The organism is Kitasatospora sp. NPDC034533 (assembly GCF_055575155.1).
In genome coordinates, this window is record NZ_JBVITE010000038.1 from 52,660 (window position 1) to 66,346 (window position 13,687).

General features: G+C 74.9%; 12 protein-coding genes and 1 tRNA gene. 4 read left to right on the forward strand and 9 right to left on the reverse strand.

Annotated elements, in window-relative coordinates:
• Positions 1–248: 248 nt before the first annotated feature.
• From ACZ55U_RS24415 to ACZ55U_RS24425, 3 genes are all read left to right on the forward strand, one after another.
• Positions 249–983 carry a sensor domain-containing protein gene (locus tag ACZ55U_RS24415; RefSeq protein WP_465528910.1) on the forward strand — a complete coding sequence of 245 codons (735 nt, stop codon included), beginning with the start codon at positions 249–251 and terminating at the stop codon, positions 981–983.
• Between the two features lie 184 nt (positions 984–1,167).
• Positions 1,168–1,914, forward strand: coding sequence for a hypothetical protein (locus tag ACZ55U_RS24420; protein WP_465528912.1), 747 nt, complete (start codon positions 1,168–1,170; stop codon positions 1,912–1,914).
• Positions 1,915–1,950: 36 nt separating this feature from the next.
• On the forward strand, positions 1,951–2,397 hold the full coding sequence (locus ACZ55U_RS24425) for a GNAT family N-acetyltransferase (RefSeq protein ID WP_465528914.1): 447 nt from the start codon (positions 1,951–1,953) through the stop codon (positions 2,395–2,397).
• Here the strand turns inward: ACZ55U_RS24425 and ACZ55U_RS24430 are convergent.
• The 3 genes from ACZ55U_RS24430 to ACZ55U_RS24440 form a co-directional block, all read right to left on the reverse strand.
• On the reverse strand, positions 2,387–3,571 hold the full coding sequence (locus ACZ55U_RS24430; RefSeq protein WP_465528916.1) for a hypothetical protein: 1,185 nt from the start codon (positions 3,569–3,571) through the stop codon (positions 2,387–2,389). The genes ACZ55U_RS24425 and ACZ55U_RS24430 overlap by 11 nt on opposite strands.
• A 140-nt stretch (positions 3,572–3,711) precedes the next feature.
• Positions 3,712–4,182 carry an NUDIX domain-containing protein gene (locus ACZ55U_RS24435; RefSeq protein ID WP_465528918.1) on the reverse strand — a complete coding sequence of 157 codons (471 nt, stop codon included), beginning with the start codon at positions 4,180–4,182 and terminating at the stop codon, positions 3,712–3,714.
• 4 nt (positions 4,183–4,186) lie between these two features.
• On the reverse strand, positions 4,187–4,930 hold the full coding sequence (locus tag ACZ55U_RS24440) for a helix-turn-helix domain-containing protein (RefSeq protein WP_465528920.1): 744 nt from the start codon (positions 4,928–4,930) through the stop codon (positions 4,187–4,189).
• A 321-nt stretch (positions 4,931–5,251) separates the two neighbouring features.
• Between ACZ55U_RS24440 and ACZ55U_RS24445 the strand changes: the two genes are divergently transcribed.
• A complete protein-coding gene (locus ACZ55U_RS24445; RefSeq protein ID WP_465528922.1) occupies positions 5,252–6,382 on the forward strand; it encodes a methyltransferase domain-containing protein in 1,131 nt (376 codons plus the stop codon).
• A 337-nt stretch (positions 6,383–6,719) separates the two neighbouring features.
• On the opposite strand, the gene ACZ55U_RS24450 is transcribed toward ACZ55U_RS24445, so the two are convergent.
• From ACZ55U_RS24450 to ACZ55U_RS24475, 6 genes are all read right to left on the reverse strand, one after another.
• Complete coding sequence (locus ACZ55U_RS24450) at positions 6,720–7,508, reverse strand: hypothetical protein (protein WP_465528924.1); 789 nt, start codon at positions 7,506–7,508, stop codon at positions 6,720–6,722.
• A gap of 194 nt (positions 7,509–7,702) precedes the next feature.
• Positions 7,703–7,776 (reverse strand) — tRNA-Met (locus ACZ55U_RS24455).
• 54 nt (positions 7,777–7,830) lie between these two features.
• Entirely contained in the window at positions 7,831–9,207 is a 1,377-nt protein-coding gene (locus ACZ55U_RS24460; protein WP_465528926.1) for a PrsW family intramembrane metalloprotease, read from the reverse strand.
• Positions 9,208–9,321: 114 nt separating this feature from the next.
• Positions 9,322–10,152 carry a tRNA (guanosine(46)-N7)-methyltransferase TrmB gene (gene trmB, locus ACZ55U_RS24465; RefSeq protein ID WP_465528928.1) on the reverse strand — a complete coding sequence of 277 codons (831 nt, stop codon included), beginning with the start codon at positions 10,150–10,152 and terminating at the stop codon, positions 9,322–9,324.
• A 214-nt stretch (positions 10,153–10,366) separates the two neighbouring features.
• Positions 10,367–11,602 carry an L-2-hydroxyglutarate oxidase gene (lhgO, locus tag ACZ55U_RS24470; protein ID WP_465528930.1) on the reverse strand — a complete coding sequence of 412 codons (1,236 nt, stop codon included), beginning with the start codon at positions 11,600–11,602 and terminating at the stop codon, positions 10,367–10,369.
• Positions 11,603–12,039: 437 nt separating this feature from the next.
• The gene (locus ACZ55U_RS24475) at positions 12,040–13,617 is read right to left on the reverse strand and encodes a TROVE domain-containing protein (RefSeq protein WP_465528932.1); all 1,578 of its coding nucleotides are present in this window, start codon (positions 13,615–13,617) and stop codon (positions 12,040–12,042) included.
• Between the last annotated feature and the right edge of the window lie 70 nt (positions 13,618–13,687).

Genomic DNA, 13,687 nt, shown 5'->3' on the forward strand with positions numbered 1-13,687 from the left:
CCGATGTCGGTGACGCCGTGACCGCCTACTATTGCCGCGGCGTGCCCCCCCCCCCCCCCCCCCCCCCCTCCCCCTCCCCCTCCCCCCCCCCCCCCCCCCCCCCCCCCCCGGGGGAGCGCGGGGCAGGGGGGTTAACCCCACCCCCGATCCGCCAGGCCTCCGCATCCCCTCCGACCTGTGCGTCCGTCAGACTGGACACCGTCAGCGGGGCGGAAGACCGCCAGAACGAAGGGCCGGGGGCCGGGAGCATGATCAGCAGCACGCAGGACCGGGCGTGGGACGACCTGGACGGGTACGGGGACGGCCCGCGCCCGGCCGGAGCCCGTTCGACCGCGCGGCGGCCCGCCGCGTGGCGGGCGCCGTTCTCGGCCCACTTCTACCGCGAGGTCGGCTACGCGCTCAGCGGCCTGCCGGTGGCGATCGCCGGCTTCGCCGTCTCGGTCGTCATGTTCTGCTTCGGCCTCGGCACCTTCGTCACCGTCCTCGGCCTGCCCGTGCTGGCCGCCCTGACCAGCACGGCCCGCGGCTTCGGCCGGCTGGAGCGGGCCCGGGTGCGCGGCATGCTGGCCCTGGACATCCCCGGTCCGGAGCCGGTGCGCCAGGTCCGCCCGGGCACCTGGGGCGCGATCACCGCGCGGCTGGCGGACGCGGCCGGCTGGAAGGCCGTGCTGTACCAGGTGGTGATGTTCCCCTGGGCGGTGTTCAGCTTCGCGGTGACGCTGTCCTTCCTGCTGCTCGGCTGGGTGCTGGCGCTCTACCCGGCGTACCACTGGGTCTACCGGGCCTACACGCCCTGGAACGGGCTGCGGCTGTTCGACTACCGTGACGACGACGGCGTGTGGCACATGTACGAGGTCCAGTCGGCGTGGCAGGTCGCCGGGGTCGCCGTCCTCGGGCTGCTGCTGGTCCTCCTCACCACCCAGCTGGTCCGCGGTCTGACCAACGTCAACCGGGCCGCCGCGCGGGGCCTGCTCGGCCGCTGACCCCTGTGGGCGCCGGCTCGGCGCCGCTCTGTCCGGCTCTGTCCCGCTCTGCCCGCCCGCGGCCCGGACGCGACCCGCCCGCGCTCCGGATGCGGGCGTCACCCCTTCCGGCGTCGCTCGGCCCCGCCCGGCATCCGCCCGCGCTCCGGATGCGGGCGGGGCCACCGCGTGTTCGGATGGCCGGGTGCCCGCCACCGGCCCCGCCCCCGTTCCCCCGGGCGTCCTGGTCACCTCCCGTCCGCTGGACGAGTACTGCGCCCTGTTCGGCCTCACCCGGGCCGGGCTCGCCGCCCTGCCCGGACCGTTGCTGGACTGCCCCGGCGGTGCCGCCGGGCTGGCCGCCGAGGCGCGCGAGCTGGGCTGTCGGGTGGTCGCCGCCGACCCCGCGTACGCGCTGCCGCTGCCGGTGGTGACGGACCGCGCCCTGGCCGCCCGGGCCGCGATGGCCGCCTCGATGGCCGCCCGCCCCCGGCTCCACCCCTCGCCCCACCCCCACCGGCCCGAGCGCTACCTGCTCAGCTGGGACCGCGCCCGCCGGCTGTTCACCGCCGACTCGGCCGCCCACCCGCAGCGGTACGTGGCCGCCGAACTGCCCCGGCTGCCCTTCGCGGACGGCTCGTTCGCCCTCACCCTGAGCGGTTACCTGCTCTTCGCCTACCCCGAACTCTTCGACCTGGAGCGCCAGTTGGCCGCACTGACGGAGCTGGTGCGGGTCACCTCCGCGGACGGCGAGGTCCGGGTCCACCCGCTGAACGACGGGTACGGCCGCCGCTGCGGCCACCTCGATCCGCTGCGGTACGCGCTCGGCGAGCGCCGGATAGCCAGCGAGGTCCGCCGCCTGCCCGGCGCGGTGGACGGCCGCACCCTCCGGGTTCTGGTGCTACGGACCGCCGACCGCCGCCGCCGGGCAGCCCTCTCACCAGCTATGTAATAGCCACTTCCGGGGTTGACTCCTATACTCGCCCGCATGACCGAAACGACGATCCGGCGTGCCGGCGAGACCGACGCCGACCGGCTCACCGACCTGATCCAGGCCTCCTCCGCCTACCACGGCGAGTACGCCCCGATGATCGACGGCTACCGGGTGACACCCGACTACATCGCCCGCCACGAGGTCTTCCTCGCCGCCGACCAGGCCGACGCCCGACTGCTCGGCTTCTACTCCCTGATCCGCGAACCGGCCGAACTGGACCTGATGTTCGTCGCCGACGAGGCCCAGGGGCGCGGCACCGGCCGCGAGCTGATCGGGCACATGCTCGACGTGGCCCGCGGCGCCGGGATCACCGAGGTGCGGGTGGTCTCCCACCCGGACGCCGAGCGGTTCTACCTGCGGGTCGGCGCCGAACGCGTCGGCACCTTCCCCGCCGCCGGGAGGATCACCTGGGACCGTCCCGAACTGCGCTTCACGGTCTGACCGGCGAGGAGCCGCCCTCGGCGGAGGGCCCGGACGGCCCGGAGGGCTGGGCGGGCACCGGCGTGGGCGCGGGCCCGGGTGCGGATGCGGCCGGCGGCGTGGGCACGGCCGGCGCCGCCACCGGGAGGCGGGAGAGGATCTTCTCCGCCAGCCAGCTGCGGTCCGAGCCGTACGGGATGCCCTGCGGATCGACCAGCTGCGCCGCCACCGCGTCGCGCAGCCGCCGCTCCCCGTCGGCGGGCAGCCGGGACAGCAGCCCCCGGGCGGCCAGCAGCGCGTGGTACTGCTCGAAGCCCGAACGCGGGCGCTCGATCGCGTCCAGCACGCTGGGCAGGTCCGCCAGCGCCGGGTCGCCCTGCATCAGCGCGAGCGCCTGGAGCCGCAGCTCCTCGGAGCCGTCCGCGAAGAGGTCCCGCACCTGCTCGGCGGTCAGCGCCGAACGCCGCGCGGTCGAGCGGACCTCGGCCACCATGCCCATGCCCATGTCCGCCGGTCCGGCCACCGACCCGGGGACGGGCGGCAGCTGCGCGGCCGGCGCGGCCGGGCGCTCCGCGCTGCCGCCCAGCAGCCCGAGCTGGCGCATCGCGCGGACCCGCAGGTCGTCCGCGGCCACCTTGTCGCCGTGCCGGTCGCGGTCCTGCCCGGCCAGGAAGAGGTCCAGCGCCCGGTCCGTCTCGGTCAGCGCCTGCGGCAGCGCCAGGCGGGTCACCAGCCAGCCGGCCAGGAAGCCGAAGACCAGGAAGTACAGCACCAGCGCCGCCGCGAACGGAGCCGCGCCCTCGCCCCCGCCGAGCGCGGGCGCCAGCGCCGCCCCAAGAGCGTGCAGCCGCGCGCCGAGCGAGCCGAGCTGGGTCAGCCCGACGCCCAGCAGCACCTTGGTCAGCCAGTCCGAGACCTGCTCCAGATTGGTGTTCGGCGCGTACGAGCCCTGCGGTTCGCCGGCGCCGCCGCGCACCCGGGGCACCCCGAACAGGAAGCCCATCGCTCCGCCGAGCACCACCGAGGCCCCGACCACCACCAGCCCGCCGCCGAGCGCCTGCCCGGCGTGCTCCCGGCCGAGCGCGAACAGCAGCAGCCCGAGCAGGCCCGTTCCGGCCAGCACCCCGGTGGCGGCCCCCTGCACCGTCCGCGCCGTCACCCCGCCGCCCCCGCCCAGTCGCCGTGCCCTCGCCATCCGCCTACCCCCTGTGCCCGCGCCGCTGCGCTCCGGAACCCGCGCCGACTCTAGCGCCGCCGCCCCGGCCCGAGAACGCTCCGCCCCGAGAACGCCCCAGCCCGAAACGCGCGCGCCCGGCGGGAGTGACGAGACACGGCCTAACCGAGATAGGGGGCCGCCCGCCTCTCCAGGAAGTGCTGGAGCCGCAGGCGCTGGGTGCGGTGCATCGGCAGGCCCTCGATGTCGGCCGGCGCGACGAACCGGAGATCAGTGGACTCGCCGGAGATCCGGAGTTCACCGCTCACGACGCACGCGGTGAAGCAGACGTTGAACTGCTGCCGGACCTCGCCGTCCGAGTAGGCGATCACGTGGCGGGGGTCGGTGTACGTGCCGACCAGTCCGGTGATCTCGACGTCGAGGCCGGTCTCCTCGCGCACCTCCCGCACCGCCGTCCCCGGGAGCGACTCACCGAGGTCCATCGTCCCGCCCGGCAGCGCGTACAGGCCGTTGTCGGTGCGCCGTTGGAGCAGGATGCGCCCTTCGTCATCCGTCACCACGGCGGACGCCGCCACCACCAGCCGGTTCGGCCTGGGGGCGTCGGGATCGTCGTAGAACTCGGTCCGTGCCACGCGATCAGCTCCTCTCGACCGGCCGGGCGGCGTCCCACACCGCGTCGAAGCTCGCGGCATAGGTGTCGAACAGCGTCCCCGCCCCGCTTCGGCGCAACTGCCAGACCGGCGCTCCGAAGGCGGTGACCCCCCACACGTGGGCGTTCACCAGCATCTGGTCGTCCGCCCGGTAGAGGCTGTTGTAGAGCGTGGTCCCGTGGGTGCGGATCTCGATGCCCGCCGTGCCGAGCAGCGGGCGGTAGTGCAGGAGGGCGAGCCTGCACCGGGACTCGATGCCGTGGCCGAACCGCTCCTCCTCCCCCCGCCGCCTGACGCCCCCGCTGCCGGGGTCACCGAGTGCGATCCGGACCGCGCAGCCCTCGGCGGCCCGCTCCCGTAGGAGGTCGTTCAGCCGGGGGTACGCCTCGTGGAGGAAGACGGCAGCATAGACGAGCACGTCGATCCGCTGCGAGGCCCGCCCGAACAGGTCCACGACGACGGATGCCGGCAGGTTGGCGCGCCGTTCGTAGAGGGCGACCAACTCGGGGCTCACCGCTCGTGCGGCCCGTGGCCGCCGCAGGCTCGGCCACAGTGCGAAGACGTCCTCTCCCAGGGCTTCGGCAGCCAGACGGGCCGTTCCCAGCCGGGGCGTCCGGTTCTGATTGGCCCAGCGCTCAACCGACTTGGCGTCCACGCCGACCTTGTCCGCCAGGGCGGCGTACGTCCAACCACCCGCCACCATCACGGCTTTCAGTCTCTCGTTCGGCATCTCGCCTGTCTCCCCGCGAAGCCCGGACCCTCCGGGGACGTTCTACCGCGCGAGGGACGTTCGGAAGTGTCCTTCGCACGAGGTTTCACCGTCCCGGGGCACTGCCGGAACCTGGTGACGGCTCGGCGGGAGGAGAGCGCGGCGGGGGATCGTCCGCGGGCACCTCCTGACCGGCACCATCGACCGGGAGGAGCGCGGACATGGGCAAGCACGGGGACGGCAAGGGCGGCGAGTCCGGGGACAAGAAGCAGTCCCCGAGGGAGTCGGACAGCCAGTGGACCAAGCCGGTCACGCCGCCGAAGAAGAAGTGAGCCCGAACTGATGGACCAGTACGCGCGGTTGCTCGCGGACCTCACCGAGGCCGGCGCGCTGGGCGAGGAGTGGCGGGGCGCGTTCGAGCGCGCCCCGCGCTCCGCCTTCGTCCCGGACACCGTGTGGGCCCCGGACGAGGACGCCCGGACCGGCTACCGGCGGATCACCCGCGCCGAGGATCCCGACGAGTGGTGGGCGCTGGTGAACGCCGACGGCGTGGTCGTCACGCAGGTCGACGACGGGAGCGAGGACGGGCCCGGCATCGCCACGTCGTCGGCCTCCCTGCCGTCCCTGGTGGCGGACATGCTCCACCACCTGGACGTGCGGGACGGCCACCGGGTGCTCGACATCGGCACCGGGACGGGCTGGACGAGCGCCCTGCTGTGCGGCCGGCTCGGCGACCAGCGGGTGACCACGGTCGAGGTGGACCCGGCCGTGGCCGCCGGAGCGGCGCTGAGACTCCGGGCCGCCGGGTTCGACCCCCGGCGCGTGGTCGCGGACGGCCTCGCCGGGTGGCCCGACGCCGCACCCTACGACCGCGTCCACTCGACGGCGGCCGTCCGCCGGGTGCCCGGGGCCTGGATCGAGCAGACCCGCCCCGGTGGAGTCATCGTCACCCCCTGGGGCACCCCCTACGCCAACGCCGGGCTGCTGCGCCTGGTGGTCGGTGGGCCGGGCGAGCCCTCGCACGGCCGGTTCGTCGGCAACGTCAGCTTCATGTGGATGCGAGCGGAGCGACCGCACGCCGTGACCTGCCCCGCGGACGCTCCCGGCCACCGGGGACCGTCGCCGATGGACCCCGATCTGGCCCTGGAGGACGTGCACGCCGCCTTCGCCATCGGCCTGCGGGTGCCGGGCGTCCGGTACGAACACGTCTGGGACGAGGCGGATCCGGACGGCACCTGTCGCATGCGGCTCTCGGACGGCGCGGGATCGTGGGCGTCCGTCCGCTACGCCGGGTGGGACGCCGAGGACGCCGTCCACCAGTCCGGGGCCCGTCGGCTGTGGGACGAGATCGCCGGTGCCCGCCGGTGGTGGCTGGGGGAGGGCAGGCCCGAACTCTGCCGGTTCGGAGTGACCGTCGCCCCGGACGGCGCGCAGTCCGTCTGGCTGGACGCCCCCGAGAACGTCCTGCCCTGACCTCGTCACCGGCCCGTGCGTCGGGGGGCGGCTCCGGCCGGGTGCCTCTCGTCACCGAGTGCGATCGGCCGGGCCCTTCCGGCCCGAGACGTGCCGAACCCCCGGGGCCTCGACCTGAGGTTGTCCCGGGGGGACGACAACTTCTGCGCGAATCGCCCGCAGAGCTACGGCTCAGGCCGTACGCCCCGCGGAGGCGCGCCCGAAAGAGTCAGACGCGCTCGTGCGCGCAGTTGCGTTGGTACTCAATTCAGGATCACCTCCCTTCTCGATGTGCTTGCCAGCCTAGGCACCGCACCGGCGGGAGGCAACGGATTATTTCGAGTACCGGGTCCGCCGGTCAGGAGGCCTTCATCTGGTCCTTGAACTTGCTGAAGTCGACGGTCTGGTCGGCTGGCGGGGCCTGGATCGTCAGCGGCTTGTCGAAGTCGCTGAAGTTGATCTTGCCGTTGCCGTCCTTGGAGCCGGTGTGCTCGATCTGCACCGGGTAGGGCTTGCCCTCGGTGGCGACCTGGAGGGTCGAGACCTCGCCCTTGGAGTCGGTGGCCTTCAGGCTGATGGTCTTGACGCCGTTGACGTTGCCGGTGGCGCCCTTCTCGACCTTGTCGCCGCTGCCGGTCTCCGAGCCGATCTTCTTGGTGAAGTCGGCGAGGTTGCAGACGCTGGTGAGGGAGCCCATCGACGGGTCGCTCTCGAAGCCGGTCAGGTAGCGGCCCTTGAACAGCTCGCCGGCCTTGGCGCCGTTCGGGCCGCCCATGTTGGTCCAGAAGGCGGTGTCCGGCTTGACGTACGAGGTCTTGCCGTCGCTGATGATCTCGAACTTGCCCATGCCGGGCATCGCCATGGTGCCGGTGCACTGGCTCTTGTTGTCCAGGGCCAGGTTCAGCTCCATCGCGCCCCCGTCGGTGCTGATGGTGCCGGTCATCTTGAGGGCGGTCGCGGAGGCCAGGGCGTCCTTGGCCTGCTTCTCGATGTCCTGGGCGCTGAGCTTGTCGGTGTCGAGCTTCTGCGCGGAGCCGGCCTTGGCGTCCCCGCCCTTGCCGTCGCTCTTGGAACTGCCGCACGCGGCGGTGCCGGCCACCAGGACGAGGCAGATCGCGGCGGTACTGACCAGGCGCTTCGACAGCATGAGGTGCTTCCTGTCCGGGGGCAGTCCGAGCAGCCCCCAATTCGGATGAATTTTTCCTCAGTATGGGTCAGGGCCCTGACAGCTGATCATCAGACTGGCCGCTGTTACAGCTTCGTGGCAGGACCGTGTTCCGCGTGTACCCGGGAATGCGAAAGGCCCGGAGGAAGGATCCTCCGGGCCTTTCGGCTACTGAGTAGCGGGGACAGGATTTGAACCTGCGACCTCTGGGTTATGAGCCCAGCGAGCTACCGAGCTGCTCCACCCCGCGTCGGTGAACACAACAATACGTGGAAGTCGCCGGGATGGGAAATCGCTTCACCGGTCACCCTCGGTGGCCGGTCGGTGCGGTGGCCGTCGGGGTCGCCGGATTCCCCCGGGCGCGCCGCTCCGGCCGCCGCCGGCCGCGCGCCGCGTGCCGGGCCGCCCGGGACCTCGCCCAGGCGGCGAAGCAGACCAGCGCGGCGAAGCAGGGCACCATCAGCGCCCCGTACACCACCAGGAAACCGTCCGTGCCGAGGTCGGCGGCGGCGTTCCAGGTGCCGTGCAGCGCCATCGCCAGCAGCAGCCCGGCCGGCACCGCCAGCCGGGCCAGCCAGCGCCGCGCGGTGGTGAGGGCGACGGCCAGGCCGATCCCGGTGAGCGCGGTGAACAGCGGGTGGGCGAAGGGGGAGAGCAGGGCGCGCAGCACGAAGGTCTGCACGGTGCTGTCGAAGTCGCGCAGGCTGGGCGGGTCGCCGAGGCCGATGCTGTCCAGCCGCTGGCGCTGGTCGCTGCTGAAGGCCCGGCCCAGGTAGAGGGCGTTCTCGGTGAACGCGAAGCCGCAGGCGGTGATCCCGCCGAGCACCACCCCGGCGGCCAGGGTGCGCGGCCGGGAGCGGTGGTGCGGCCCGCCGCCGGAGGGCGGGGGCGGGCGCAGGTAGGGCAGCGGCCGCAGGTACGGGCGCGGCAGCGGCCGGCGGTGGGCGTGCGGTCCGCCCGGACGGCGCGGGTGCGCGCGGGGGCGCCGGGGCGCGGGCAACCGGTGCAGCAGCGGCGCGCAGGGGCGCCCGGTGCGGCGGCCGTGGCAGCGCAGCCGCCGGCCGAGCGGGAGCAGGAGCACCAGCAGGGCGGTGGCCTTGGCGGTCTCCTCGATCACCGGGGTGGCGAGCCCGGTGCCGAGCGGCAGGCCGAACGGGCCCCGGTGCCGCGTCAGGTAGCTCGCCGTCCAGTTGTTGGCCAGGATGGCGACGGTGGTGGCCGCGCAGGCGCCCCAGGCGAGGCAGAAGACGGTGTGCCGCAGCGGCACCCGGGCGGTGAGGTTGAGCCAGGCGAGGCCGCCGAGCACGAACGGCAGCGGCACCATCGCCAGGCCCAGGCCGACCAGCAGCCCGGCCGTGCCGGTCTGCCGTTGGACCAGGTGCAGGATCAGCGCTCCGCACCCGATCAGGGTCAGCACGGCGGTCGCGGTGACGGAGGAGACCGCCGCGGAGCGGCCGCGGGCCGGCGGGGTGGGGGTGACGGCTGCGCCCGCTGCGTCCGCCGGGGCCGGTGGGGCGGAGGTGGCGTCCGGCCCGGGCAGCAGCCGGTGGGCCCGGTGCCTCCGGGGCCCCGGGATGGTCCGGGTGCCGCCGGTGCTCGGGACCGTCTCCGGTGCGTCGGCGGCGGTTCGAACGGTCGTCCGACCGTTCGCCCGGGGGCGGCCGCCGGACGGGCTGCCCATGCGGCACAGGGTAGGCCACGGCGGCGGCCCGTCGGGAGGATCCGGGACGAACCGGCGGCCTCGGGAAAACCCCAACGGCCGCCGGGCGTCGGCCCGTTCGAATGCGCCGGTCGGTCAGCGGCGGCGGAACAGCAGGTCGTGGACGACGTGGCCCTTGGCGATCCCGGCCCGTTCGAACTTGGTGACCGGCCGCCAGTCCGGCCGGGGGGCGTAACCCGGAACGCTGCCGTCCGGGTGGTCCGCGGGCTCCAGCCAGCCGGTCCCGTCACCCTCGGGGTGCAGGTTCTCCAGCTCCGGCGAGGCGGACAGCACGGCCAGCATCTGCTCCGCGTACGGCTCCCAGTCGGTGGCGCAGTGCACCAGGGCGCCGGGGGCGAGCCGGGGCAGCACCAGGTCGATGAACTCGGGCTGGACCAGTCGGCGCTTGTGGTGCTTCGGCTTGGGCCACGGGTCGGCGAAGTAGACCCGCAGACCGGCCAGGGAGGCGTCCGGGAGCATGTCGCGCAGCAGGATCACCGCGTCCCCGGCGGCCGTCCTGACGTTCTCGGAGCCGTCGCGCTCCAGCAGGCCGAGCAGGTTGCCGTGGCCCGGGGTGTGCACGTCGGCGGCGAGGATGCCCATCTCCGGGTCGGCGGCGGCCATCGCGGCGGTGGTCTCGCCCATGCCGAAGCCGATCTCCAGGGTCACCGGCAGTCCGCCGAACAGCTCCCGCAGGTCCAGCGGGCTGCCGTCGATCGGGATGCCGTACCTCTCCCAGCTGCGGTCCAGGGCGCTCGCCTGGGCGTTGGTCATCCGGCCCCGGCGCGGCTGGAAGCTGCGGATGCGGCGCTCGCGGTGCTGGGCCTCGGTGGCCTTGTGCGGGTACATCGGCGCGGGGTAGGCGGCCGGCGCGGCGGACAGCCGGGCGGACGGCGAGGGCTGGGGGATCGGGGCGGTGGCAGTCACAATCAACCGAGTCTACGGGGCTGCCCGGGGTCTCCCGCAGGGCCTGTGACCGGGCTCATCCACCGGTGCGGCACCCGACTCGTGAGGCCGGCGCCGTACCCGGGCCACGAGCTCCGTGACGCACCCGGCTCACGAGCTTCCTGCCACACCCCGCTCACGAGCTTCCTGCCGCACTCCGCTCACGAGCCCGGCGTCGCACCCGGGCCGGCGCGGCTCACCCGCCCGCCTCCAGCGCGGCCAGGGCGCGGCGGGCCACCTCGCGCCCGATCGGCAGCGAGGCCGTGGCGGCGGGCGACGGAGCGTTCAGCACGTGCACCGCGCGGCGCGGGGAGCGCGGGTCGTCCGGGTCGAAGCCGGCGAAGGCGAAGTCGTCCAGCAGCGAGCCGTCCCGGGCCACCGCCTGCGCCCGCACCCCGGCGGCGGCCGGCACCAGGTCCTCCGGGGTGACGGCGGGCAGCAGCCGCCGTACGGCCGCGGTGAACGCCCGCTTGGACAGCGAGCGGTGCAGCTCGCCCAGCTCGTACCGCCAGTGCCGGCGGGCGATCCGCCAGGTGCCGGGGAAGGCCAGGGTGGCGGCCAGCTCGCGCGGGTGGACGGTGCGCCGGTCGTAGCCCTCGCGGGCCAGCGCGGGCACCGCGTTCGGGCCGACGTGGACGTCGCCGTGGATGCCGCGGGTGAGGTGCACGCCGAGGAAGGGGAAGGCCGGATCGGGCACCGGGTAGACCAGGCCGCGCACCAGGTCGCGGCGCCGTTCGGCGAGTTCGTAGTACTCGCCGCGGAACGGCACGATCCGCACCCCGGCGTCGTCCCCGGCCAGCCGGGCGATCCGGTCGCTGTACAGCCCGGCGCAGTTCACCAGCACCCGGCAGCGCAGCTCGCCGGCGGAGGTCCGCAGCGTCACCGCGTCCCGGCGCCGGGCCAGGGCCAGCACCTCGCTGCCCGGCCGCAGTTCGGCGCCGGCCTCGCGGGCCAGCCGGGCGTACGCGGTGGCGACGGCGGGGAAGTCGCAGACGCCGGTGGTGGCGACGTGCAGCCCGGCGGTCCCGGTCACCTCCGGCTCGTGACGGGCGATCCCGGCCCGGTCCAGCTCGGTGACCGGGATGCCGTTGGCCCGTCCGCGCTCGGCCAGCGCCGCCAGCCGGGGCAGCTCGGCGGCGTCGGTGGCCACGATCAGCTTGCCGGTCACCTCGTGCGGGATGCCGTGCTCGCGGCAGAACGCCACCAGCTCGGCGGCGCCCGCGACGGCGAACCGGGCCTTGTACGAGCCGGGGCGGTAGTAGACGCCGCTGTGGATCACCCCGCTGTTGCGCCCGGTCTGGTGCGCCGCGAAGCCGGGCTCCTTCTCCAGCACCGCGAGCCGCAGCCCGGGCCGGGCCCGGGTCAGCGCGTAGGCCGTGGCCAGTCCGACGATGCCGCCGCCGACCACCGCCACGTCGAAGTCGTCCGCCACCGTCCGCCACCGTCCGCTCCTCGTCGCCGACCGCCCCCGCGGCCGATGGTGCCACGGGAGCCGGCCGTCGGCGCCGGTTTCCCCGGGTTCCGCCGGGGGCTTCGCGCGGCGTGGGTCGTCCGGCCGGGGCGATCGGTCCCCGCTCCGCCCGTCGGTCGGCCCGTCAAGGCTCCGCCGTGCTGCCGCGTGGTCCGTCGGCCGTCGTCTTCTGTCCGCTGTCCGCTGTGCCTCGTGCCGGCGACCGCCGTGCCGTCGCGGGTGGGGCGTGCCGAGGCGGGCGACCGTGGTCCGGCCGCCCGCCCACCCCGTACGTCGAGGCGGTGGACGCCGGGCCCCCGGTCCCGCGCGTCCACCGCACCCCGCCCCGGCCGCGTGGTGGCGCCTGCGTGCCCGGCCCCCGCCCGGCACGCACGCGCCCCCGTCCCCCCGTCCCGCCGCTAGACCTCCCAGGGCCAGCCGGCGTCGGCCCCCGACTCCAGGAGGGGGATCAGCCGGAAGGCCGCGTCGCCGAGGCCGCCGAAGGTGTGCCGGTTGGCGGTGCCGCTCGGGCCGTGCCCGGTGGCGTAGCCGGCCAGGTTCCAGGTGTAGACGGGCACCCGGGCCGGGACCGCCTCCAGCGGGTCGCGGTTCCGGTAGTCGAAGCCGGTCTGTTCGTCGGTGACGATCACCACCCGGTCGTGGCCCCGGTAGTGGGTGCGGACGGCTTCGGCGGTGTTGGTGCCGCCGAGATCGGAGAACCGTTCCAGCACCCGCAGCACCGCCTCCCCTCGGCCGACCTCGATCACCCGGCTACTGCTGCCGAACTCGACCAGGTCCGCCTCGGCCGCCCGCACCTTCAGCGCGGTGCCGAAGATCGCCGCCGAGTCCGCCCGGTTGAGCCGGCTCTGCGCACTGGGCCGGTCGAACATCGAGCCGGAGCGGTCCACCAGGATCAGCGTCCGGCCGGGCAGCTCGGGCACGTTGGCGAGCGAGTGGCCGAGCGCCGTCTCCAGCGCGCGCCCCCACCGCGGCGAGGGCGCGTGCTGGTACGCCGCCAGGTAGCGGAACGGGAACTGGCGCGAGCGCCGCACCTCGCCCTTGTCCGAGATCCGCCCGGCCACCTCGGCGGCGACCGCGTCCGACACCCGGGCCTGGTCGAAGTTGCGCAGGTGCCGCACCAGCGCCATCGGGCCCATCGAGGGGATGACCGCCTCCCAGACCGCCGCGTCCAGCGGGCCCTGGAGCCAGCCGGCCAGCGCCTCCCAGGTCAGCCCGGCGGCGGCCAGCCGCTCGGCGCCGTCCGGTGCCGTCACGGCCGCCCGGCGCTCCTCGACCGGCAGCGCGAGCAGCTCGCGGTTGGCGGTCAGCATCCGGTCGGAGGCCGGCGGGACGGCCTCCTCCGGCCGGTGCCGACGGTCCAGCGCGTACGCGAACAGCGCGCCCTGCCAGGGCTTCGCCGGATCCGGCGTCGGGTGGGTCAGCTCCAGGACGTCACCGAAGCGGTACCCCTTGCTCGCGGTGTCGTACTTGAGCAGCGCGCGGGCGTCGTACAGCCGCCGGACCGCGTCCGCGACACCGCGCTTGAGCGGCTTGGGCAGCGCCCGGCCGTAGCGCGAGGTCCAGTAGGCGAGCAGCTCGCCGGGTTCGTCCGCGCGCCGCAGCACCGCGTCGACGGCCTGCCGGGAGTACCCGTGGGCGCCCGCGTCCAGCCGGGCCCGGGTGAACTCGGCGGCGCCGACCAGCGCGGCGGTGCGCAGCTGGGCGCCGTAGCGCAGCCAGCGCAGCAGCCCGAGGGTCCACTGCGGGTCGGCGACGGCGAGTTCGCGGACCAGGGCGGTGTAGCGGTCGTCGCGGGCGCCGCCGCTCTCGTAGAAGGTGTCCTGGCCGACCAGGTTGGCCACCGCCAGGAGGAACAGCTCGGACCGGCGGTCCCGGACGAACCCGACGCCGCCGTTGTGGTTGGTGGTGCGCCGTCCGGTCGTGGTCACCGGCGACTTCGGAGTCGCCCCGGCCTTGCGGATGTTGAACCTGGACATGCTGCAGCCCCCCTCGGCGTGCTCGGTCGTGGACGGGAGGCGGGCGCGCCGCGGTCAGGGTGCCCGGGCC

Coding starts and splice junctions, on each gene's coding strand:
- ACZ55U_RS24430 (WP_465528916.1), bottom strand. CDS start 3,571: ATGGCGAGGGCACGGCGACTGGGCGGGGGCGGCGGGGTGACGGCGCGG.
- ACZ55U_RS24440 (WP_465528920.1), bottom strand. CDS start 4,930: ATGCCGAACGAGAGACTGAAAGCCGTGATGGTGGCGGGTGGTTGGACG.
- ACZ55U_RS24425 (WP_465528914.1), top strand. CDS start 1,951: ATGACCGAAACGACGATCCGGCGTGCCGGCGAGACCGACGCCGACCGG.
- ACZ55U_RS24445 (WP_465528922.1), top strand. CDS start 5,252: ATGGACCAGTACGCGCGGTTGCTCGCGGACCTCACCGAGGCCGGCGCG.
- ACZ55U_RS24450 (WP_465528924.1), bottom strand. CDS start 7,508: ATGCTGTCGAAGCGCCTGGTCAGTACCGCCGCGATCTGCCTCGTCCTG.
- ACZ55U_RS24475 (WP_465528932.1), bottom strand. CDS start 13,617: ATGTCCAGGTTCAACATCCGCAAGGCCGGGGCGACTCCGAAGTCGCCG.
- ACZ55U_RS24415 (WP_465528910.1), top strand. CDS start 249: ATGATCAGCAGCACGCAGGACCGGGCGTGGGACGACCTGGACGGGTAC.
- ACZ55U_RS24460 (WP_465528926.1), bottom strand. CDS start 9,207: ATGGGCAGCCCGTCCGGCGGCCGCCCCCGGGCGAACGGTCGGACGACC.